The sequence below is a fragment of the Flavobacterium sp. MDT1-60 genome, assembly GCF_014844035.1.
In the GTDB taxonomy this organism is placed as follows: Bacteria; Bacteroidota; Bacteroidia; order Flavobacteriales; family Flavobacteriaceae; genus Flavobacterium.
In genome coordinates, this window is the sequence record NZ_CP062159.1 from 5,409,794 (window position 1) to 5,432,439 (window position 22,646).

Annotated in this window: 18 protein-coding genes; 1 reads left to right on the plus strand and 17 read right to left on the minus strand. The window is 34.3% G+C overall.

Annotation, left to right across the window (positions count from 1 at the left end):
• Positions 1 to 143 precede the first annotated feature (143 nt).
• The 14 genes from queG to IHE43_RS22800 all read right to left on the minus strand — a co-directional run bounded on the left by queG (position 144) and on the right by IHE43_RS22800 (position 17,558).
• Positions 144 to 1,070 (minus strand): tRNA epoxyqueuosine(34) reductase QueG, encoded by a 927-nt coding sequence (gene queG, locus IHE43_RS22735; protein ID WP_192186002.1) that lies wholly within the window; start codon positions 1,068 to 1,070, stop codon positions 144 to 146.
• Positions 1,067 to 2,413, minus strand: a complete 1,347-nt coding sequence (locus tag IHE43_RS22740) for a cytochrome P450 (protein ID WP_192186003.1) — start codon at positions 2,411 to 2,413, stop codon at positions 1,067 to 1,069. Before IHE43_RS22740 ends, queG begins: the two co-directional genes overlap by 4 nt.
• Before the next feature lie 10 nt (positions 2,414 to 2,423).
• Entirely contained in the window at positions 2,424 to 3,446 is a 1,023-nt protein-coding gene (ruvB, locus tag IHE43_RS22745; protein WP_056188325.1) for a Holliday junction branch migration DNA helicase RuvB, read from the minus strand.
• Positions 3,447 to 3,645: 199 nt separating this feature from the next.
• Positions 3,646 to 4,215, minus strand: coding sequence for a hypothetical protein (locus IHE43_RS22750; RefSeq protein ID WP_192186004.1), 570 nt, complete (start codon positions 4,213 to 4,215; stop codon positions 3,646 to 3,648).
• Complete coding sequence (locus IHE43_RS22755) at positions 4,202 to 4,696, minus strand: RNA polymerase sigma factor (protein ID WP_192186005.1); 495 nt, start codon at positions 4,694 to 4,696, stop codon at positions 4,202 to 4,204. Before IHE43_RS22755 ends, IHE43_RS22750 begins: the two co-directional genes overlap by 14 nt.
• 1 nt (position 4,697) lies before the next feature.
• The gene (locus IHE43_RS22760) at positions 4,698 to 5,534 is read right to left on the minus strand and encodes an alpha/beta fold hydrolase (RefSeq protein WP_192186006.1); all 837 of its coding nucleotides are present in this window, start codon (positions 5,532 to 5,534) and stop codon (positions 4,698 to 4,700) included.
• A gap of 497 nt (positions 5,535 to 6,031) precedes the next feature.
• Positions 6,032 to 7,846: a cbb3-type cytochrome c oxidase subunit I gene (locus IHE43_RS22765; protein WP_192186007.1), complete on the minus strand. Its 1,815-nt coding sequence runs from the start codon at positions 7,844 to 7,846 to the stop codon at positions 6,032 to 6,034.
• 31 nt (positions 7,847 to 7,877) lie between these two features.
• Positions 7,878 to 9,062, minus strand: a complete 1,185-nt coding sequence (locus IHE43_RS22770) for a cytochrome c oxidase subunit II (RefSeq protein ID WP_192186008.1) — start codon at positions 9,060 to 9,062, stop codon at positions 7,878 to 7,880.
• A 19-nt stretch (positions 9,063 to 9,081) separates the two neighbouring features.
• Entirely contained in the window at positions 9,082 to 10,608 is a 1,527-nt protein-coding gene (locus IHE43_RS22775) for a quinol:cytochrome C oxidoreductase (RefSeq protein WP_192186009.1), read from the minus strand.
• A 27-nt stretch (positions 10,609 to 10,635) separates the two neighbouring features.
• A complete protein-coding gene (locus IHE43_RS22780) occupies positions 10,636 to 11,181 on the minus strand; it encodes a cytochrome c (RefSeq protein WP_056188342.1) in 546 nt (181 codons plus the stop codon).
• 8 nt (positions 11,182 to 11,189) lie between these two features.
• On the minus strand, positions 11,190 to 11,714 hold the full coding sequence (locus tag IHE43_RS22785) for a DUF3341 domain-containing protein (RefSeq protein WP_056245298.1): 525 nt from the start codon (positions 11,712 to 11,714) through the stop codon (positions 11,190 to 11,192).
• Entirely contained in the window at positions 11,707 to 13,107 is a 1,401-nt protein-coding gene (gene nrfD, locus IHE43_RS22790; protein ID WP_026983716.1) for an NrfD/PsrC family molybdoenzyme membrane anchor subunit, read from the minus strand. Before nrfD ends, IHE43_RS22785 begins: the two co-directional genes overlap by 8 nt.
• A gap of 33 nt (positions 13,108 to 13,140) precedes the next feature.
• The gene (locus IHE43_RS22795; protein WP_192186010.1) at positions 13,141 to 16,194 is read right to left on the minus strand and encodes a TAT-variant-translocated molybdopterin oxidoreductase; all 3,054 of its coding nucleotides are present in this window, start codon (positions 16,192 to 16,194) and stop codon (positions 13,141 to 13,143) included.
• Between the two features lie 32 nt (positions 16,195 to 16,226).
• A complete protein-coding gene (locus IHE43_RS22800; RefSeq protein ID WP_192186011.1) occupies positions 16,227 to 17,558 on the minus strand; it encodes a c-type cytochrome in 1,332 nt (443 codons plus the stop codon).
• A gap of 219 nt (positions 17,559 to 17,777) precedes the next feature.
• On the opposite strand from IHE43_RS22800, the gene IHE43_RS22805 reads away from it, so the two are divergent.
• Positions 17,778 to 18,167: an SPOR domain-containing protein gene (locus tag IHE43_RS22805; RefSeq protein WP_192186012.1), complete on the plus strand. Its 390-nt coding sequence runs from the start codon at positions 17,778 to 17,780 to the stop codon at positions 18,165 to 18,167.
• A 74-nt stretch (positions 18,168 to 18,241) separates the two neighbouring features.
• Here IHE43_RS22805 and IHE43_RS22810 read toward each other — a convergent pair whose 3' ends face one another.
• From IHE43_RS22810 to infB, 3 genes are all read right to left on the minus strand, one after another.
• Positions 18,242 to 18,751 carry a hypothetical protein gene (locus IHE43_RS22810; protein WP_192186013.1) on the minus strand — a complete coding sequence of 170 codons (510 nt, stop codon included), beginning with the start codon at positions 18,749 to 18,751 and terminating at the stop codon, positions 18,242 to 18,244.
• Positions 18,752 to 19,070: 319 nt separating this feature from the next.
• Positions 19,071 to 19,580, minus strand: a complete 510-nt coding sequence (locus IHE43_RS22815; protein ID WP_192186014.1) for a DUF4920 domain-containing protein — start codon at positions 19,578 to 19,580, stop codon at positions 19,071 to 19,073.
• A gap of 156 nt (positions 19,581 to 19,736) precedes the next feature.
• Positions 19,737 to 22,628 carry a translation initiation factor IF-2 gene (gene infB / locus IHE43_RS22820; protein WP_192186015.1) on the minus strand — a complete coding sequence of 964 codons (2,892 nt, stop codon included), beginning with the start codon at positions 22,626 to 22,628 and terminating at the stop codon, positions 19,737 to 19,739.
• Between the last annotated feature and the right edge of the window lie 18 nt (positions 22,629 to 22,646).

Here is a 22,646-nt window from a genome sequence, read left to right on the forward strand (position 1 = left end):
TCCTATAATCTATGACGTTTTGAAATTGAGGTTCAGATGTCTTTTTAATTGTAGCTTTTCGTAAATCAAAAAAGCTCATCTGAATGTGAAGTAATTTTGTTTCTAAATATTGCGAATCAGAAGAAATATAAACATCCTATTATTTATTCTAAAAAGCTAACATTGCGTTTTAAGCCATCGAACTTGGTTCGTTTAATTGGAGAATTTTTAAAAACTGTTTTAAAAGTTTCTTCCGTTATTTCAATCCAATCTTTTTTTGAAAAAGCGAGCAATTCGGGATTTGGATTAAATAAAGGTTCTGAATGTGGTTTTGAGAAACGATTCCATGGACATACATCCTGACAAGTGTCACAACCAAACATCCATTCATCGAACTTCCCTTTCATTTCATAAGGAATATTCTCTTTTAGCTCAATGGTGTAATAGGAAATACATTTACTTCCATCAACAACATAGGGAGCAACAATCGCCTGTGTAGGACAAGCATCAATACAGGCAGTACAGGAACCACAATGATCTGTGGTAGCGTGATCATATTCTAGATCTAAATCAAGAATAAGCTCTGCGATAAAATAAAAAGAACCTACTTTTTGAGTTAGCAGGTTGCTGTTTTTACCAATCCAGCCTAATCCGCTTTTAGCAGCCCACGCTTTATCTAACACGGGTGCAGAGTCAACAAAAGCCCGGCCCGAAACCTCACCGATGTTCTCTTGAATAGAATGAAGAAATTCTTTTAATTTTTCTTTGATTACAAAATGATAATCCTGACCATAAGCATATTTAGAAATCTTAAAACTTTCCTTATTTTGTACTTCCGCAGGATAGTAATTTAGTAAAAGTGAAACTACACTTTTAGCATCATCAACTAATATGGTCGGATCTAATCGCTTATCAAAATGGTTTTCCATATAAGCCATTTGGCCATTTTGATTATTATTTAGCCATTTTTCAAGTCGGGGCGCTTCTTGTTCAAGAAATCCAGCTTTAGATATCCCACATGAAAGAAACCCAAGTCGTTTTGCTTCAGATTTTATAAATTTCGAATATATTTCTTTAGAATTGATTGTCATCTTTTAGAGAATATAACTTCCACTCCGACAGGTTTCAATGTAATTAATGGATTGAGCTTAATATCCAAATTAACAGATCTAATTGTATATTTTTTTACAATATAAGAAATGGTCAGACACATCTCATAAATAGCAAATCCAGCACCAATACACATTCTTGGTCCGGCACCAAAAGGATAAAAATACTGCATTGAACGTTTCTTTTGTTCTCCCAAAAATCTTTCAGGTATAAATTCATTTGGATTTTCCCAATATTTAGAATTTCTATGCAATTCATAAAAAGAAACTCCAATTAAAGTGCCTTTTTTCAAATGATATGATCCAATGTAATCATCTTCGACATTTTGTCTGTCTGTAATCCATGCCGGAGGATACAAACGCATAGCTTCATTTAAAACCGCATTTGTATAAGTCATTTTTTGAAGTTGTTCAACTACATTTTCAGTTGCTGATTCAATTTCAATAATTTCATTAAAAACCTTCTGTTGTATTTCAGGGTTTTTTCCCAGAAGATGAAGCGTGAAAGTTAATGCATTTGCAGTTGTCTCATGTCCGGCAATAAAGAGCACTTTAATTTCATCTATTAATTGCTTTACAGACATTCCTTCACCTGTATCTTCATAACGGGTCTCTAAAAGCATATCGAGTAGATCGTTAGTCTCTGCATTTGAAGAAATTCTCTCTTCAATAATTTCTCTAATAATGCCATTATTTTCTTCTGCCAATTTAAGATGTTTTTGAACCTGGCCAGTTGCAGAAAACCACCATGCTTTATGAGGAAGTCTTATTTCTTTGATTAAGAAATTCTGAACTTCTTCTATAATAACTTTTATACGATTTAATTTTTCTTCCGAAATTGAAAGCTCAAATAAAGATTTAGCCACAACATTAAATGCCAATTGGCTCATTACAGGAAAAAGATCAATTGATTTATCTTCGACTAAAACATCTAATTCAGAAATAATAGTCTTATTCATGTTCTCAACCAACTGATTCATCTTTTGTTTATGAAAAGCAGGTTGAATAAGTCTTCTTTGCTTCAGCCATAAATCACCGTCAAGAGTCAAAAGTCCTTTTCCTAAATATTTAGAAAGATAAACCGACTGAAACTTTGATTTATAATAATTCTTCTGATTTTTTTGTAAAATATATTGTGCAATTTCATTATCTCTTGACAAAATTAAATGCTTTGATAATCCAATTTTAAGAGAAAAAGAATCTCCAAATGTATCAAAGTACTTTTTATGAAATGGAATAGGATTTCTGCGCACTCCTTCAGCATCCAAAAAAAATCTGAAAATTGGAAGCTTATTGGGGTAACTATATTTTTTATTTTCAGACATTGAAAAAATATTAAAATAAGCCGCCCTGAATATTGGTGTTTATTTTTCCTAAATGTTTATAAGCTTTGTCCGTAACTTCTCGTCCACGCGGAGTTCGCATAATAAATCCTTCCTGAATTAAAAAGGGCTCGTAAACTTCCTCAATCGTCTCACTGCTCTCAGAGACAGCGGTTGCCAAAGTTGAAAGTCCTACCGGTCCTCCTTTAAATTTATTAATGATTGTCAACAGAATTTTATTATCCATTTCATCCAATCCGTGTGCATCGACATTTAGTGCTTTTAAGGCATAACGTGCAATTTCAAGGTCAATCGTTCCATTTCCTTTTATTTGTGCAAAATCGCGCACTCTGCGCAGCAATGCATTCGCAATACGAGGTGTACCACGGCTTCTGCCGGCTATTTCGATAGCGGCATCTAATGAAATTGGCATTTTCAAAATTGAAGAACTTCTTTCGACAATAGTGGTCAAAAGTTCAGTAGTATAATATTGTAAACGTGATGAAATTCCGAAACGGGCCCGCATTGGAGCGGTTAACAATCCCGAACGCGTTGTAGCACCTATAAGAGTAAAAGGATTCAGATTGATTTGCACCGTTCTGGCATTTGGCCCCGATTCAATCATAATATCTATTTTAAAATCTTCCATCGCCGAATACAAATATTCTTCAACAATAGGACTCAAACGATGAATCTCATCAATAAACAGAACGTCTCTTTCGTCAAGATTAGTAAGTAAACCTGCCAAATCACCCGGTTTATCCAATACTGGCCCCGATGTGATTTTAATTCCCACCTCCAGCTCATTGGCCAGAATATTTGCCAAAGTAGTTTTTCCTAATCCCGGAGGTCCATGAAAAAGAGTATGATCTAGCGCCTCACCACGTTGATTAGCGGCGGCAACAAAAACCTTTAAGTTTTCTAAAACCTGATCCTGTCCGGCAAAGTCATCAAATGACAGCGGACGTAATCTTTTTTCAAGATCAAGTTCTTCCGGATTGTATCCTTTTGTGGTGGGATCTAAGTTTTCATTCATTTTACAAAGATAGACAAAGAAATCAGTTTGTAAAACAGTAAAATTTTAAATAAAAAATCCAAACCCCAACAATAATCATCATCTTATTGGAATTTGGATTCTCTTACTTCATCGATCCTTAAAGATTGGTTTTTCGATTTTTCAAGTTTCTTTAGAAAAATATATTTGCAACAAAAAATAAAAGCGTGAGGTAATTTTCCTAAGAAATGTTTTTTAAGAAATCTAAAAGCTGGATTTCTTTTTTAATTATTCTGATCATCAATAATCCGAAAAACAGTAAAAAGCCAAATCCGCTCAATACTATGTAAAGGAAAAAACCTTTAGAGAAGCTTTCCTTAAAAACGGGTAAAACAATCACAAAACCGACAATATAGGTCAGGTAAACTACAGGTGTAATGCTATAGTGGATTTTTTTTCTCCATTGGTAAAATTGATGTGTCAGTTTACTGTATTCCATTAATGAAATATCTGTTCTTAACTCCTTAAATCTTTTGATACTAAGCCATTCCAAGATCACACGGAATAACAGCATTGCAATCATAATACCTAAACCCAAACTAAAGAGTGTTTGTCTATAAGCTCCAACCCAGATATAATAAGCGATTAATATAATTGAGGTCAGACCTAAAATTATCCCGGTCCAAAAATGATTGCGTTTAATTTTTCTGGTATACGCCTCTGCTTTTTTAATAATATCTGCGCCAGCTGGTTTTGTGTTGGATTCTGTTTGCTGATCCCAGATATTTTGTAATTCTTCAAATGTTTTCATTTTGTACACATTGAGTTAAACTTTTTTTAATTCGATGGATTCTGACGCGAAGTGTTTCTTCGGTTAACCCGATTACTTGAGCTATTTCCGGATATTCTATGCCGTCTAAAGTCATCAGAATGATCATTTTGTTTGTTTCTTCGAGTTTTTGTATGCATTGGTACATCTGCTGAAGCTGCTCTTCTTTTTCTACTGAATAAGTTTCTGAAATAACCTGAGGAAGAATATCCGTTCTAATTTCTTTTTTGGAAGATGATTTTCGCAAATAAAGAAGACAAGTGTTTACCGCTATTCTATAAATCCATGTACTAATACTCGATTCGTTTCGGAATGTATCTAAATTCTCCCATACTTTAATAAAAATTTCCTGAGTGGCATCAGAAGCTAATGCTATATCTCCACAAAAGTAACCTTTGCATAAACGAAAAACCTTGCTGTAATGTTTGTCGTATATATTGTTAAATTGTTCTTTTTTGATCACTTTATTGCATTTCTGACTTTACTTTTTCCATGAACCACTCCGGCTGATCGTACATTACAAAATGAGCCGAGTTTGCCGCATAATAAATTTTAACAGACGGCAGATTTTCATATTGCGTTTTATATGTTTTTTGCACGGTATTAAGATCCGGATTTGTTGCTGCTAAAATTACGACCGGAATTTTAATTTTGGCAATTTCTTTACGCAAATCTAAATTTAGCATATCAATATAACCATAAACATAGGTCTTTCTATCAGCAATTTTCATCCATTCGCTAATTGTCTTTTGCTTTTCTTTGTTTAAACACATATAAGAGATAGACTGGGAATTCATTGTGTCAAATGCATTTTGATTCATGTCCAGCATCATTTTACTTTGTGGATTATCATAAGGAATTACATCTCCTTTGTAATTTGGGATCATCAGAGCTGCGGTCGCAGGCAATGCATCAACTAAAATTACTTTTTTGAATAGATCCGTTTCTGTTGAAGCCAGCCACAAACTTAAAGTTCCTCCTAAACTATGACCAATTAATGTTGCATTTTTTATTTTATTCGTTTTAACATAAGAGATAACTTGGTTCTTAATTGTAGAAAGCCAGGGATTTTCAATTGGCGGAACGTTGCCAAATCCCGCGAAAGTAAAAATGTGGCATTCATAATTTTTAGAGAGCTCAGCTACAGTTTCATTCCATACTTCACCGGTACAACCAAAACCCGGGAATAATAAAACCGGAGCCCCTTTTCCTTTAACATTTACCTTAAATGCAGTTTGAGAAAAAACAGATTTTGAAATAAGAAGCATGAATACGATAATTAGAATTGATTTAGTTTTCATAATGTTTATATGATTAAAGTTTATCTTTTGATACAGCACTACAGTATTTGTTACCTTAGAAAAGCACTTTTTTTTTAAATATTTTTTAATCTCCTGAAAACACAACACGTTACAGCACTTAAATCTCAATTTCTTTAAGCTCAATTCCATTAAATATCAAGTTATCTGCAGATTTCTTTCCTGTTAAATTTCACTCCTATCCTGCTTTATCAGAAAGGATAATCAATGTCTAACTTATAAGTAGTAATAAATTATATGAAAAGATAAATTCACCAGGTTTGTTTTTCCGACAAAAGAGAAATCCTTACAATGAGAGTAAAGTAAGACGAAGCCTCTATATCCTTTTTCACTCCGATTTAATTCTAAACAAAAAAGCCAAATTCCAATAGGTAAAAAAAATACCTGGAATTCGGATTTTAAAACATTGAGATATCTTTCTCACTGAAACTTATTAAAACAAAAAAGACTATCATTTCTGATAGTCTTTTCAAATATTTTTAGTGGTGTAAAACTTCTTCACCTTCTTTCATTGGTACATTTTGCGGTACAAAATCTACATCATGATTTGGGTTACTGTAGTCATATGGCCAACGGTATACATGAGGAATTTCACCTGGCCAGTTACCGTGAATATGTTCTACTGGAGTTGTCCACTCTAATGTTGTCGATTTCCATGGATTCTGAACAGCTTTCTTACCGTAGAATATACTGCTAAAGAAGTTGTATAAGAATACTAATTGGAACGCACCACCCACAAGAGCAAATGTTGTAATTAAAACATTCACATTTTGCAAATCATCAAATAATGGGAAGTTTGTATTTGTATAATAACGTCTTGGTAAACCAGCTAATCCAATAAAGTGCATTGGGAAAAATACTCCGTAAGCACAAACTGCTGTTACCCAAAAGTGAATATAACCTAAATTTTTATTCAACATTCTTCCGTACATTTTAGGGAACCAGTGGTAGATACCAGCAAACATTCCGTAAAGTGCAGAGATACCCATTACTAAGTGAAAGTGAGCAATTACAAAGTAAGTATCGTGAACATTAATATCTAAAGTACTATCTCCTAAAATGATTCCAGTTAAACCTCCAGTGATGAAAGTAGAAACCATTCCGATAGAGAATAACATTGCAGGGTTGAATTGTAAGTTACCTTTCCATAAAGTTGTAATCCAGTTAAACGCTTTTACAGCAGATGGAATTGCAATCAATAATGTAGTAAAAGTAAATACCGATCCTAAGAAAGGATTCATACCTGAAATAAACATATGGTGACCCCAAACAATTGTCGATAAGAATGCAATTGCAAGAACTGACATAATCATCGCTCTGTATCCAAAGATTGGTTTACGAGAGTTCGTAGCCATAATTTCAGAAACAAGACCCATTGCTGGTAAAATTACAATATATACCTCAGGGTGTCCTAAGAACCAGAATAAATGTTCGAACAATACCGGAGAACCACCTTGATAGTGTAAAACCTCTCCTGCAATATAAATATCAGACAAGAAGAATGAAGTACCAAAACTTCTATCAAAAATCAATAATAATGCAGCAGATAATAATACTGGAAAAGAAATAACACCAATAATAGCTGTTACAAAAAATGTCCAGATAGTAAGTGGAAGTCTAGTCATAGACATCCCTTTAGTTCTTAAGTTGATTACAGTAACGATGTAATTTAAAGATCCCATTAAAGAAGATGCAATAAAGATCGCCATCGAAACTAACCATAAAGTCATACCTGTTCCAGATCCTGGAATTGCTTGTGGTAAAGCACTTAATGGTGGATAAATTGTCCAACCTGCAGAAGCTGGTCCGGCTTCAACAAATAATGAACTTAACATTATTACAGCAGATAAGAAAAACAACCAATATGAAATCATATTCATAAATCCGGAAGCCATATCTCTAGCTCCAATTTGAAGAGGAATAAGTAAATTACTAAAGGTTCCACTTAAACCTGCTGTCAGCACAAAGAATACCATGATAGTACCGTGAATTGTAACCAAAGCCAAGTAGATATCATTCGCCATTACACCATCAGGTGCAAATTTATCTCCTAATAAAACATTAAATATTTTGAAAGACTCCTCTGGCCATGCTAATTGCATTCTGAAAAGCAAAGACATTGCAATACCAATTATACCCATAATAATACCGGTAATTAAATATTGCTTAGCAATCATTTTGTGATCAATACTAAAGATATACTTAGTAATGAACGTGTCTTTATGATGATGTTCGTGCTCGTGATCGTGTCCGTGATCGTGACCGTGATCGTGACCGTGCGCTTCTGCTGACATATATGTGTACTTTAAATTTTCTTAATAAATATTATCTCATAGCAACTTTAGCTACAACCGCTTTTACAGTATCAATAACTGCTTTAACAGTATCTTTAGCAGTACTATCTGTAGTAGGCTCAACTCCTTCGGCTGGTTTTTCAGCAGCGGCTGCCGCTTTAATATCCTGAGCTAAAGTTGTTTTTTCGCTTAACCATTTTTTATAATCTTCAGGAGTATCAACAACTACTTTCATTTGCATGTTATAGTGAGAAGCTCCACAAATTTTATTACATAGTAATAAATAATCAAATGTATAAGGATCTAAAGCCGTACCTCCTTTAGCAACTAACTCAGCGCTTTTTTCAGCTCTAAGTTTATTGATATTTGACACTTTTTCAACCATAAATGGCAATTCTCTGTATTCAGAAGTAGTGTAAGTTGGAATAAAGGCAAATTCAGTAACCATTCCAGGAACACAGTTCATTTGCGCTCTAAAGTGAGGCATGTAAGCTGAGTGTAATACGTCCTGAGAACGCATTTTGAAATGTATTTTTTTACCTTTAGGAATATGCAATTCACTAACAATAATATCATCCTGAGCATTAGGGTCTGACATATCAACTCCTAATGTATTTATACCTTCAATTAAACGTACATTAGCTTTACCTAAAACATTATCTTGTCCAGCATATCTGGCAGTCCATTTAAATTGTTGAGCATATAATTCGATTTCAATTACATCTTCATCTTTATCAACAAACATAATGTTGTTCCAAGCATACAATCCATAAAGAATTAAACAAGCCAAAACTACAGATGGAATAATACTCCAAATTGCTTCTAACTTATTACTATCAGCAAAAAACAAAGCTTTTTGATTTTTATTTCCTTTATATTTAAAAGAAAACCAGTATAATAAACCTTGTGTAATAAATTGAACTACAAAAATTAAAACCCAAGTAATATCCATTAAATTATCTACTAAAAGTCCATGCTCTGAAGCAGGAGTATGAAGCGCTAAACCACCCCATTTAAGTAAACCGTAAATTGTAAATATATAGATGAATGCCAAAAAGCCAAACATAATATATCCCTGAATATTATTATCATTATCTGATGCAACCTGAGAATCGTCCGAAGAAGATCCTACCTGAGTAAGATCAAATATCTTGGTCAATTGCCATAATGCAACTGCTAATAAAACTAAAACTATAATTACCAACAAACTTGTCATCTGTTTACTTCTTTAAATATTAATAATGAAAATGTTTACTTTCTTCAATGAAAGGATTTCTTTTTGCTAACAGAGGAGCTTTTGTTAATGCAGTAAATACAACAAAAATAAACAAACCTAAGAAGAAAAGTATAGACGCAATTTCAGGAATTCCAATAAACCATCTATCTCCAACTGTACCCGGCATAATCATATTAAAGAAATCAACATAGTGACCCAATAAAATAACAGTACCAGCCATTACTATAACCCAGCTAAGACGTTTAAAGTCAGTATTGATTAATATTAATAATGGGAACACAAAGTTCATCACCACAGCACCAAAGAATGGTAAATTGTATAGTTGAATTCTTGTTACAAAGTAAGTAACCTCTTCCGGAATGTTAGCATACCAGATTAACATGAATTGAGAGAACCATAAATAAGTCCAAAAAACACTAATACCAAACATAAATTTAGCTAAATCGTGAATGTGACTTGTATTTACATATTCTAAATATCCTTTAGATTTTAAATATATCGTAACTAATGCAATAGCAGTAATACCACTTACAAAGAAAGAAGCAAAAACATACCATCCGAATAAAGTACTAAACCAGTGTGGATCAAATGACATAATCCAATCCCAAGACATAATAGATTCAGATACGATAAAGAAAACTAAGAATCCAGCAGATAACTTGAAGTTCTTTTTATAATTTAAATCATCATTTGCTTCGTCCTGAGCCAAACAATTCTTTCTTGAATAGTGACGGTATAAGTTCCATCCTAATAAAAAGATTCCCGCTCTAACAATCCAAAAAGGAAAGTTTAAATAACCCGCTTTACCAGCAATAATCTCATCATAATTTGCACTTTTAGGATCTGTAACACCTTCACCTAACCATACAAATATGTGATTAAAATGCAATCCACATAAAATTAAAATGATAAAGAAAATCACAGAAGCTACAGGCAAATAAGCTGTAATTCCCTGCATAACTCTAAACAATACCGGAGACCAACCTGCCTGAGCAACTTGTTGAATAGCATAAAATGCTAAAACTCCCATAGAAAGTAGTAAAAAGAAAATACAAGCTACATATAAAGCAGACCAAGGTTTGTTTTGCAATTGATGCAAAACGTGTTCTGCATGTGCTTTAGGATCATGTTCATGAGATGCATCAGCATGTTTATCCGCTTTTATATCATGTGCAACTGCAGTTTCAGTTTCGTGTGCTACCTCAGATTTTACTTCATGAGTAATTTCTTCATTAGCAACAATTGAGTCTTTGCTTACAGCCTCTACACTATTTGCGTCTTTAGCTTCCTCATGATGAACTGCTTCAACTGTTTCTGCGTGTTGAGTTGCTTCAGCTTTTTCTTCATGATGTGCTGCACCGGCCTCACCATGTCCTCCACCGTGTTCTGATGCTTCTTTTGCCAGAAGAGTTTCTACCTCTTCAATATTTTTAGGAGCAGTTAAAAAACCATATCCAATTCCTAATATACCAAGAGCCATTAGGATGATAGAAAAAGTTTTTAATTTACTTGAAAATGTATACATATCTATTACGATCAGTTTGTTCAACAATTATAATTGGCTTTTTAGTTTTAGAACATAGTCAGCAACTAACCAACGTTCGTGGGCACTTAATTGATTTGCATGTGAACCCATTGCATTTAAACCATAAGTTTCAACGTGAAAGATACTTCCTTCAGTAATTACTCTGTCTTTATAGCTAGGTACTCCAAGAAATTTTTCTCTTTCAACCAATTTACCTTTACCGTTTCCAGTTGCTCCATGACAACTGATACAGTAAATTTCGAAAAGTTCTTTTCCTTTTCCAGAATTTCTATCTTCCTCACTTAAAGGTGATTTCAAATTAGCTTTTGCTAATTCATAACCAGCAGTTGAATTTTCATATTCATAAGGTTCAAAACCTCTATTAATCGTTCCTTCTACAGGAAGCTGTCCCTCTTTTCCACCTTTAAATATCTTTGCTTCTGAGTAAGTTTCATAACCTACAGACTCATACATATTTGGGAAATACTGATAGTTTGGTGCCGAATTATTGTGGCAAGATGAAACTAAAATAGTTATACCAACTAAAAGTGTTATTTTATATATCCTTTTCATAGCTACAATTAATTCTTTTCAATTACTTTAACTTCAACAGCTCCTGTACCTTCGAAAAAAGAAACTAGTTCTGCTTCGTTATCGTTTACAGCAACTTCCATTAAGAAATGGTCATCTGTTGTTCTTACATCAGGATTTTCAGCCTGCTTAAATGGCCATAATCTACTTCTCATGTAAAAAGTGATTACCATTAAGTGGGCAGCGAAAAACACAGTCATTTCAAACATAATTGGCACAAAAGCTGGCATATTCTGAATGAAACTGAAACTTGGTTTTCCACCAATATCCTGTGGCCAGTCATGAATCATAATATAACTCATCATTGTTGTTGCAACAGAAATACCAACACATCCATATAAAAAAGCACAAATTGCTAATCTTGTTGGTGCTAAACCCATAGCTTTATCCAATCCGTGAACTGGGAATGGAGTAAAAACCTCTTCAATATGATGATGAGCAGCTCTGGTTTTCTTTACTGCATCCATCAAAATATCATCGTCATTATAAATGGCGTATATTACTTTATTACTCATGATGTGAATCTTTATTTGCTCTTTCTCTAATGTAATTATCTCCTGTTCCTTTCAAAATTGTTTTAACCTCTGCCTGAGCAATTACAGGGAATGTTCTAGAGTATAATAAAAACAATACAAAGAAGAAACCAATTGTTCCAATGAAAATTCCAATATCAACAAATGTTGGTGAGAACATTGTCCAAGAAGATGGAAGGTAATCTCTATGTAAAGAAGTAACAATAATTACGAATCTTTCAAACCACATTCCGATGTTAACCACAATCGAAATAATAAAAGAGAACATGATACTAGTTCTTAATTTTTTGAACCACATAAATTGTGGAGAAAAAACGTTACAAGTCATCATTGACCAATATGCCCACCAGTAAGGTCCGGTAGCTCTGTTTAAGAACGCATATTGCTCATACTCTACTCCTGAATACCAAGCCACAAATAACTCAGTAATATAAGCTACCCCAACAATAGAACCAGTAATCATAATAATGATATTCATTAGTTCGATATGTTGTAAAGTAATATATGCTTCAAGATTAGAAACTTTTCTCATAACGATCAACAATGTGTTTACCATTGCAAATCCAGAGAAAACCGCTCCAGCAACAAAGTATGGAGGGAAAATTGTTGTATGCCATCCTGGAATTACAGAAGTAGCAAAGTCCATCGATACAATCGTGTGTACAGAAAGTACAAGAGGAGTAGCCAAACCAGCTAATACCAAAGATACTTCTTCAAAACGTTGCCAATCTTTTGCTCTTCCACTCCATCCAAAACTTAGGATAGAATATACTCTTTTTGTAAAAGGAGTTACCGCTCTATCACGTAGCATTGCAAAATCAGGTAATAAACCAGTCCACCAGAAAACTAATGATACCGAAAGATAAGTTGAAATTGCAAATACGTCCCAAAGCAATGGTGAGTTAAAGTTTACCCATAAAGATCCAAATTGATTTGGAATAGGTAAAACCCAGTATGCTAACCATGGACGTCCCATGTGAATAATTGGAAATAAACCTGCCTGAACTACTGAGAAGATGGTCATAGCCTCTGCAGAACGGTTAATAGCCATTCTCCAACGTTGACGGAAAAGTAATAATACCGCAGAAATTAATGTTCCAGCGTGACCAATACCAACCCACCAAACGAAGTTCGTGATATCCCAGGCCCAACCAACTGTTTTATTTAATCCCCATGTTCCGATACCGGTAGATACGGTGTAAATTATACAACCTAATCCCCAAAGGAAGGCTATTAATGCGATTGAAAATACAATCCACCATTGTTTGTTTGCAGGCCCCTCAACAGGTGCAGCTACATCTACTGTTACGTCGTGATAAGATTTATCACCTATAACTAAAGGTTTTCTAATGGGTGCTTCGTAGTGAGACGACATAATCCTTTATATTGTTTCTAATTAATAATTTTACTAAGTATTTCTAACTTTAACATGGTAAACCACGTTTGGTTTTGTTCCTACATGCTCTAACAAGTGATATGATCTTTCATCAGCTGCTAATTTAGCAACTTTACTATCAGCATCATTAACATCACCAAATATCATTGCTCCAGAAGAACAAGCATTAGAACAAGCTGTTTGGAATTCACCATCAGCAACTGGGCGACCTTCATTTTTAGCTTTTAACTTAGTTGCTTGTGTCATTTGAATACACATAGAACATTTTTCCATAACTCCACGAGAACGAACATTTACGTCTGGGTTTAACACCATACGTCCTAAATCATCATTCATATGGTAATCGAATTCTGTGTTTTTGTTGTACAAAAACCAGTTAAAACGACGTACTTTATATGGACAGTTATTTGCACAATAACGAGTTCCAACACATCTGTTATATGCCATATGGTTTTGACCTTCACGACCGTGAGATGTAGCAGCTACAGGACAAACTGTCTCACATGGTGCGTGATTACAATGCTGACACATAACTGGCTGGAATGAAACTTGTGGATTATCCCCAGCTTTTTCCATTTCATTAAATGTAGATAATGAACTAGATAAACCAGCAATATTTTCTTTTCTTTCATTATCACCTTCAAAGGTACTTTCAGAAGAATAATATCTGTCAATACGCAACCAGTGCATATCACGACTTCTTCTTACCTCTGCTTTACCAACAACCGGAACGTTGTTCTCAGCATGACAAGCAATAACACATGCGCCACAACCAGTACAAGCGTTTAAGTCAATTGAAAGATTAAAGTGATGCCCGGTACTACGATCAAATGATTCCCATAAATCGACAGTTGTAGCTTCAACTTCCTGGTGATCTAAAGATACCATTGGTTTTTCATTCCAATGTTCAGCATCTTTAGTATTAAAGATTTCAAGAGTAGTTTCTTTAATAATATCTCCTCTACCCATTAATGTTTTCTGTCCCTGAACACAAGCAAACTCATGAACTCCATTTGCTTTCGCAATAGAAACAGATTGAACACTATTGAAGTTTTTATATAAAGCATAGGCATTTAAACCTACTTGCATTTCATCTTTTAAAGCCGCTTTACGACCATATCCTACAGCTAAACCAACTGTACCAATAGCTTGTCCAGGTTGAACAATTACAGGAACATTTTCTAATTTAGCTCCATCAGCAGTTGTAATTGTAGCATAACTACCATTCAAACCACCATTAGCAACAATTTCATTTGTTAAACCAAGCTTTTTAGCATCAGCATTAGAAATAGTTACATAATTATCCCAGGAAACTCTTGTGATTGGATCTGGAAACTCTTGCAACCAAGGATTGTTTGCTTGTTGTCCATCACCCATACCGGTTTTAGTATACAATACTAACTCGAAATCTCCAGCAGATCTTGATTTAGAAACTGCACTTGCAGCAGCAGTATAATCAAAAGAACCAGCAGCTAAAGCAGTAGAACCAATAACAAAAACACCATCATGTAGAACTTTATTCCAGGAAGAACCTGCAATAATCCCAGCTGAACTAGCTTTTAGATAATCGTAGAAATTTCCAGGAACTCCGTTTAATGATAATAAAACGTCTTGAAATTGTTTTGTATTGAATATAGGACGAATAGTTGGCTGAGTCAAACTATAAGTTCCTTTAGTAAGTATAACATCACCCCATGATTCTAAGTAATGAGGAGCAGGAGCAGCAATTGTAGTAATCGATGCAGTTTCATCTTCTTTTAAAGAGAAAGCAACTGAAGTTTTTACTTTTTTCAATCCAGAAACAAAAGAAGCTGAATCAGCTAATGTATAAACTGGATTTATACCACTCATGATTAAGGTATGAACACTTCCAGCATTCATATCTTTTATTAATTGAAATACAAGCGCATTAGAACCTTTTCTAATTTGTCTTGTACCCGCAGTATTAAAAGCTTCACTAGCCAATACCTGATTGATAGCCAAAACTAGTAATTGTGCATTTTTATCTTCAATTCCAGATACTAAAACTCCTTTAGAACCAGCAGCTTTTAACTGCTGAGCAGCTTTAACAACTTCTGCTTTAAAATTACCATCTAAAGAAACGGCAACAGAAGCACCTGCAACTATATTATATATTTGAACTAATGCTTGTTTTTGATCAGCAATAGTCATTGGAACACGCTTATCAGCAGCAGCTCCGGATAATGTCATATTTGATTCAAACTGAAAGTGACGAGACATTTTTCCATTTTGAGGAATACGTCCTTTTGCATATCCAGAATCATATCCACCACCTTGCCAGTCTCCTAAGAAATCAGCTCCAACAGAAACAATTAAAGAAGCTTTTGAGAAATCATAATCAACTAAAGCTCTTTCACCATAAACTGTTTCAAATGCATCTAATGCGTCTGATGAAGAAACTGCATCATAAACAACATGTTTTGCATTTGGGTTTTTAGTGATAAATTCACCTATTAGCTTTTCAGTAGATGGACTTGCTAAAGTATTTGTCAACAAAACTACTTGTCCACCTTTTGCTTTTGCATCAGCAAGACTTGATTTAATTTTTAAATCAACAGCAGACCAGCTGCTATTTTTTCCTTCCAATTTAGGCTCTTTCAAACGCATACTATCATACAATGATAAGATAGACGCATGAATTCTAGCATTGGCCGAAAATTTAGCTCCAGAAATAGTGTTGTTATCAATTTTAATTGGACGACCCTCACGAGTTTTTACTAATAAGTTAGCAAAATCAAAACCATCAAAAACAGTAGTTGCATAATAATCTGCAACACCAGGAATGATTTGTTCTGGTTGTAACACATAAGGTATAGACTTGTGAACAGGACCTTCGCAAGCAGCAAGTGTAACCGCTGCAGTACTAAACCCTACGTACTTTAAAAAGTCACGACGTGAAGTTCCAGATTGAGCTAAAGCATCTGCATTCCCTAAGAATTCTTCTGTAGGAATTTCTTCAACAAATTCGTTATTTCTAAGCGCCTCAACAATAGAACTATTCTCTAGTTCTTCAACACTTTTCCAGTATTTTTTGTTTGATGACATTGTATATAAATATTAAAATCTTAATAATTCGATTAATAGTGGCATTTACCGCATTCTAAACCTCCCATTTGCGCTGCAGTTAATTTCTCTACACCGTATTTTTTAGAAAGTTCAGCATGAATTTTATCATAGTATGCATTTCCTTCCATTTTAACATCAGTTTTTCTATGGCAATCAACACACCATCCCATTGTTAATTTAGAATATTGCTTCATGATTTCAAATTCCTGTACCGGACCGTGACATGTCTGACATTCAACTCCAGCAACATTTACGTGCTGAGAGTGATTGAAATACACGAAATCAGGTAAATTATGAATACGAACCCATTTAACTGGCTGCGTTTTTCCAGTGTAAGCCTGTTTAGCCTTATCCCATCCAACAGCATCATATAATTTTTGAATTTGAGCATCATAAAATGCTTTGCTGTACTCTGGAGTAGCAGTAGATTCAGCAACTTCAGAAATATTTTTATGACAGTTCATACAAACATTCAAAGAAGGAATACCAGCATTTTTACTTACACGAGCTGCAGAGTGACAATATTTACAATTGATCTCGTTATCTCCAGCGTGAATTTTATGAGAATAGTGAATTGGCTGAATCGGCTCATAATTTTGATCAACACCAACTTGCATCAAGAAAGCATAAACAAAATAACCGCTTGCCAAAAGAAGAAATATAGACGTAACTAATACTAAAAACTGGTTTTTAGCAAAAGCTTTCCAAATTGGAGTTCTAGCCTCTCTAGCAGGAATCTCAATACCATTTTTGCTGGCAACTTTTGTCAACACCTTATTTACCATCACTAACATGACAACCAAAATAGCCATCACAAGAGCAAGAGCACCTAAAATGATATTATTAGAAATACCACCTTCTTCAACTTTTGTTCCTGGAGGGGCAGCAGAACCAGGCGCACCAGCTACAGGCTCAGCTTTTACTTCAGAAGTATAAGCAATAATATTATCAATATCAGCTTCAGCTAATTGAGGAAAAGAAGTCATCACAGACTTATTGTTTTCTTCAAAAAGTTTAACAGCGACAGGATCGCCTGACTTAATCATGTCAGAACTGTTGTGCACCCACTTGTAAATCCAAGCCATATCATGCTTTGAAGCAACACCTCTTAAAGCAGGACCTGTTGATTTAGCATCTAATTTGTGACATGCAGCGCAATTTGCATTAAAAAGTTCCTTCCCTTTTACTGAATCACCACCTGCAGTTGCAGCCGGAGCAGCAGCTTCAGGCGCCGCCGGAGCAGCAGCATCTTGAGCAAATGAAGTTAGGGAGAAAATAAGCGTTAGCGATAAGCTAAGCAGCAATTTTCTTGAGATCGAATTATGGTTACCCACCTTTTTCATATAGTATAATAATTATCTACTAATTTTTGGTATGATTTTTACTGTAGTAAAACAATAAAAAACGAATACCCTCTTTTAAAACTTGCACAAAAATACGACTTATGAACTATTCTCAAAACCTTAAAATAGTCTTAAATATCAATTTATATCAATTCTAAATAATATTAAAATTTTCCATACAAACTTTAAATACTATTTTTGCATAAAAACCATCACATTATGAGAATTTTAACCCCTTCAAAACGAGTTTTCTTAACACTAACAATGTTAACATTAGCCTATAACATTAATGCTCAAGACCAAAATTTAACACTAAATCAGGATCCTAAATTTGACCAGTTATTGAATGACAAGCGCAAAATTAACACGTCAATAAGCACAAACGATACTTATAAAATTCAAATTTTTAGCGGAAAAAGTGATGAGGCTAAAAAAACCTTATCCGATTTCAAACGAGAAAATAGCAACATCGATGGTACTATTATTTTCAACACACCAAACTATAAAGTAATTGTTGGAAATTTTAAAACCAGAATCGAAGCAGAACGAAATTTAGCTGAAATTAAAAAGAGATACAAGCTTGTATTTTTAATCAAACCAAGCAAATAATTTCTCAAAATCATTTAAACAAAAAAGCAACTCAATTGAGTTGCTTTTTTGTTTAAATTAGATTAAAAATTGTATTATTTTAAATCATTAAGCTCATCTTGTATTCGTTTATGCCTATCACTCCCTATTCCCGAACAATCAAACAGAGGTCTTTCATCCATCATTAAATAAAAATCTACTATTACTTCCTTTTTATTGTATATATCAATATAATCTGTCTCAACTGCTAAAAATGGATAGACAACTGCTCGCATATAAAATGAATTTCCCTCTAGATTTCGGGTTCTAAAAGAATACTCTCCTTCATCTGTTGTAAAAAATTTAAAACAACCATCAGTCAATTGTACATTACTTAGGGGCTTGCCGGTTTTAACATCAAAAACGTGTCCACGAATAGTCACACTTTTCCCATCCCTTATCAGAACCTCAACAGTTTCTTGTTTATTATTCAATTGCCCTTTACCTATGGTCACAGTATACCCACCTTTATTATTAGTTGGAATTAATTTTGTTTGCGCAAAAGAATACCCAATCATAAAAAACAAGCAAACAAATACTAAAACAATAAATTTATATTTTTTCATAATAATAAATCATCTAAATTAACTTTAGCATCCATGACTTCTAAATCAACTTATTGGCATGATTCTAAGTCAATTTTCAAACCAAAATCATCACTATATCTTCGGTAGCAGATCACTGTTTAATTTTGTAAAAAAGTCAACCAAATTCTTAATGATACTGTTTTAAATACTCCTAATTCGGAACCCTGTCCCTGAACTGAAACATTCTTTTCGTCATTTTCATAACTAAAATTACAGGAAGAAACTAGTACTAAAAAAAAAGTCCCAACTTCATTGAGACTTTCAATATAATTATGAGTGTTGAAACTGAAAGCTTAATTTAATTCACCACCTTAATTCCATCTGCTAAAAACCGAATCTCTTCTTTAGGCCCCTTAATTGCATCTATCTCTGATTGCGATTTTTTGGCATCTTTTGCATAATGTTTCAACTCTGCAACAGAGGTGATTTTTTTCTCAGCAACACCCTCTAAAACAACATTTTTACCTTTTAAAGCTGTGGGCACAAAAAATGCATAATCCTTCATTTTCACAAAAAAAGAAGCTCCATCTTTTGTTTTAACAGTTAACCAACACCCTCTTTTTTCACAGACGTCCGTTACTTCGCCTTTAACTGCAACCCTTTCTACCTTCTTTTCTTTCTGCAATATATTCTCCAATTTCTCAACTGAGATTGCTGAACCTTCTGAAACTTCAGAAATATCTACACCATAATAATCCCCAATTATAGCATCACCCATAGGAGGTGACACTTTTTCTACAGCTTCCTGCGCAAAAGAAATAGTTGAAAAACTTACAAAAACGATAATTGAATATACTAATACTTTCATATTTAAATAATTTCATCAAAAATAATATTAAAATTTGAGAAAAGTAAAATATAATTTTTAAGCTCAATCAATTCTCCAAAAAACAAACATTCTTAAAACAGTGCTATAAAAAAAGCCCCAATTTTCATTGGGGCTTTAAAATATAATTATTGAATATTATTTCAATTTCTTTTTAATTGCAACTTCATGGTATGCTTCAATAACATCTCTTTCTTCGATGTCGTTGTAACCTTTAATCTGAATACCACAATCGTAACCTTTAGAAACTTCTTTCACATCATCTTTGAAACGTTTCAATGCAACAAGCTCACCTGTATGCACCACTACTCCTTCTCTGATAACTCTAATTTTAGAAGTTCTCATGATTTTACCATCCATCACCATACATCCTGCAATTGAACCTACTTTAGAAATTTTGAAAATCTCACGAATTTCAGCAGTTCCTAAAATTTCTTCTTTCATCTCAGGAGCTAACATTCCTTCCATTGCATCTTTCAAGTCGTCGATAGCTGCGTAGATAATAGAGTAGTAACGGATATCGATTTCTTCCTTATCAGCCAATTGTCTCGCATTTCCTGCAGGACGAACGTTAAATCCGATAATGATTGCATCAGATGCAGAAGCCAACATAACGTCAGTCTCTGTAATTGCTCCAACACCTTTATGGATAATATTAATTTGGATTTCTTCAGTAGAAAGTTTAGAGAACGAATCTGATAATGCTTCAACAGATCCATCAACGTCTCCTTTAAGAATAACATTAAGTTCTTTAAACTGACCAAGAGCGATACGACGACCAATTTCGTCAAGCGTAATATGTCTTTGTGTACGTACAGATTGTTCACGCATTAATTGAGAACGTTTAGATGCAATTTGTTTTGCTTCTTTTTCGTCTTCAAAAACGTTGAATTTATCACCTGCAGTTGCAGCACCATCAAGACCTAAAACAGATACCGGAGTAGAAGGACCAGCTTCTAAAACAATATGCCCTCTTTCATCATGCATAGCTTTAATTTTACCATGATGTTTTCCAGCTAACATATAATCTCCAATTTTTAAAGTTCCATGTTGAACTAAAATTGTAGAAACATATCCTTTTCCTTTATCTAAGAAAGCCTCAACTACAGTTCCCTGAGCTGCTTTGTTTGGATTCGATTTTAAATCTAAAATCTCAGCTTCCAATAAAACTTTTTCTAACAATTCTTTTACTCCTGTTCCAACTTTTGCAGAAATATCATGTGACTGAATTTTTCCACCCCAATCTTCAACAAGTAAATTCATACCAGCCAAACGCTCTTTGATTTTCTCAACATTCGCATTTGGTTTATCAATTTTATTGATTGCAAATATAATTGGCACTCCCGCAGCTTGTGCGTGAGAAATTGCTTCTTTTGTTTGTGGCATGATATCATCATCCGCAGCAACAACAATAATAGCGATATCGGTAACCTGAGCTCCACGTGCACGCATCGCAGTAAACGCCTCGTGACCTGGTGTATCTAAGAATGCGATTTTTTGACCGTTGTCTAAAGTCACTCCATAAGCTCCAATATGCTGTGTAATACCTCCAGACTCCCCAGCAATAACATTTTCTTTACGAATATAATCCAGTAAAGATGTTTTACCGTGATCGACGTGACCCATTACAGTAACAATAGGCGCTCTAACAACTAAATCTTCTTCTCTATCAGCAACTACCTCAATAGCTTCTTCGATATCAACAGTGATAAACTCAACTTCGTAACCAAATTCATCAGCCACAATAGTTAATGTTTCAGCATCTAAACGTTGATTCATGGTAACCATGATACCAAGTGACATACAAGTTCCAATTACTTTAGTAATCGGCACATCCATCATTATTGCAATTTCACCTACAGTAACAAATTCGGTAACTTTTATAGTTTTACTTCCTTCGTCTATAGCTCTTTGCTCCTCATCAGATTTCTGACGGTGCGTATCTCTTTTATCTCTTCTATATTTAGCAGCTTTAGATTTTCCACCTTTCCCTTGAAGTTTTTCAAGAGTTTCTCTAATTTGGTTTTTTACTTCCTCTTCAGTAGGCTCAACCTTAGCTACAATTGCAGGACGGTTTCCTTTTACAAAACCAGGCCTTGCACTTCTGTTAGCATTAAAGCCTCCTCCACCAGTATTTGGTGTAATTTTATTAGGATTTGGAGTTCCCGGTGCATTTCCCGTAGCAGGTTTTGGTGCACCTGGCGCTCCTGGTTTAGGAGCAATTCTTTTACGCTTATTTTTATTAGCGTTATTATTTGCACCCGGAGCTCCTGGTTTATTAGGAGTTATTTTTGGATCTTCTTTCTTTTTCTTAGGCTTATTAAATTGAGATAAATCAATTGTCTGCCCAGTCAAAGTAGTTCCTGATAATTTTTGATATTGAGTAGTGATAGTCTCTTCAGCAGTTGCAGGATCTGTTGAAACAACAGGCTCTTGCGCTACTTTTGGCACTGAAACTTCCGGACTAGCTTTTGCTTCTTTTTTCTCTGTAATAATAGGCTTTTCTACCTTTTTTTCTTCAGAAACGACAGGAGCAATAACTGCCTCAGACTGTACAATTTCTTTTTGAACAGGTTTTTCTGGTTGAGCTGGAGTAACAACTGCTTTTGGCTCTTCTGCTTTAGCAGGTTCCTCAACAGGAGTAGAAACAATTGCAGGTTTCTTTGGATTTAAATCAATTTTACCAACTTGAACAGGTCCGGTTACAACAGCTCTCGCTTTTATAACCTCTTGTTGCTTTTGACGTTCTTCGTCTTGTCTGCGTTTGTCTTCAATTTCTTTCTCACGTTCAACACGCAAAGCCTCTTTTTCTTTTCTTTTCTCTTCTCCTACCTCTTTAGAAGCTTCCTTATTCCCCTTATCGCCCGCAAATTGGCTTTGTAGGATATTAAATTCGCTATCAGAAATTTTCGCATTTGGATTTGCATCAATAGCAATTCCCTTATCTTTTAGATAATCAACAGCTCTTTCTAACGAAATATTTAATTCCCTTAAAACCTTGTTTATTCTTATTACTCTCTCTTCAGACATATAACCTTTTTATTATTA

Excerpts from the sequence above, each read along its gene's own strand:
- queG (WP_192186002.1), bottom strand. The coding sequence starts at position 1,070 with ATGACAATCAATTCTAAAGAAATATATTCGAAATTTATAAAATCTGAA.
- IHE43_RS22740 (WP_192186003.1), bottom strand. The coding sequence starts at position 2,413 with ATGTCTGAAAATAAAAAATATAGTTACCCCAATAAGCTTCCAATTTTC.
- ruvB (WP_056188325.1), bottom strand. The coding sequence starts at position 3,446 with ATGAATGAAAACTTAGATCCCACCACAAAAGGATACAATCCGGAAGAA.
- IHE43_RS22750 (WP_192186004.1), bottom strand. The coding sequence starts at position 4,215 with ATGAAAACATTTGAAGAATTACAAAATATCTGGGATCAGCAAACAGAA.
- IHE43_RS22760 (WP_192186006.1), bottom strand. The coding sequence starts at position 5,534 with ATGAAAACTAAATCAATTCTAATTATCGTATTCATGCTTCTTATTTCA.
- IHE43_RS22765 (WP_192186007.1), bottom strand. The coding sequence starts at position 7,846 with ATGTCAGCAGAAGCGCACGGTCACGATCACGGTCACGATCACGGACAC.
- IHE43_RS22770 (WP_192186008.1), bottom strand. The coding sequence starts at position 9,062 with ATGACAAGTTTGTTGGTAATTATAGTTTTAGTTTTATTAGCAGTTGCA.
- IHE43_RS22775 (WP_192186009.1), bottom strand. The coding sequence starts at position 10,608 with ATGTATACATTTTCAAGTAAATTAAAAACTTTTTCTATCATCCTAATG.
- IHE43_RS22780 (WP_056188342.1), bottom strand. The coding sequence starts at position 11,181 with ATGAAAAGGATATATAAAATAACACTTTTAGTTGGTATAACTATTTTA.
- IHE43_RS22785 (WP_056245298.1), bottom strand. The coding sequence starts at position 11,714 with ATGAGTAATAAAGTAATATACGCCATTTATAATGACGATGATATTTTG.
- nrfD (WP_026983716.1), bottom strand. The coding sequence starts at position 13,107 with ATGTCGTCTCACTACGAAGCACCCATTAGAAAACCTTTAGTTATAGGT.
- IHE43_RS22795 (WP_192186010.1), bottom strand. The coding sequence starts at position 16,194 with ATGTCATCAAACAAAAAATACTGGAAAAGTGTTGAAGAACTAGAGAAT.
- IHE43_RS22800 (WP_192186011.1), bottom strand. The coding sequence starts at position 17,558 with ATGAAAAAGGTGGGTAACCATAATTCGATCTCAAGAAAATTGCTGCTT.
- IHE43_RS22805 (WP_192186012.1), top strand. The coding sequence starts at position 17,778 with ATGAGAATTTTAACCCCTTCAAAACGAGTTTTCTTAACACTAACAATG.
- IHE43_RS22810 (WP_192186013.1), bottom strand. The coding sequence starts at position 18,751 with ATGAAAAAATATAAATTTATTGTTTTAGTATTTGTTTGCTTGTTTTTT.
- IHE43_RS22815 (WP_192186014.1), bottom strand. The coding sequence starts at position 19,580 with ATGAAAGTATTAGTATATTCAATTATCGTTTTTGTAAGTTTTTCAACT.
- infB (WP_192186015.1), bottom strand. The coding sequence starts at position 22,628 with ATGTCTGAAGAGAGAGTAATAAGAATAAACAAGGTTTTAAGGGAATTA.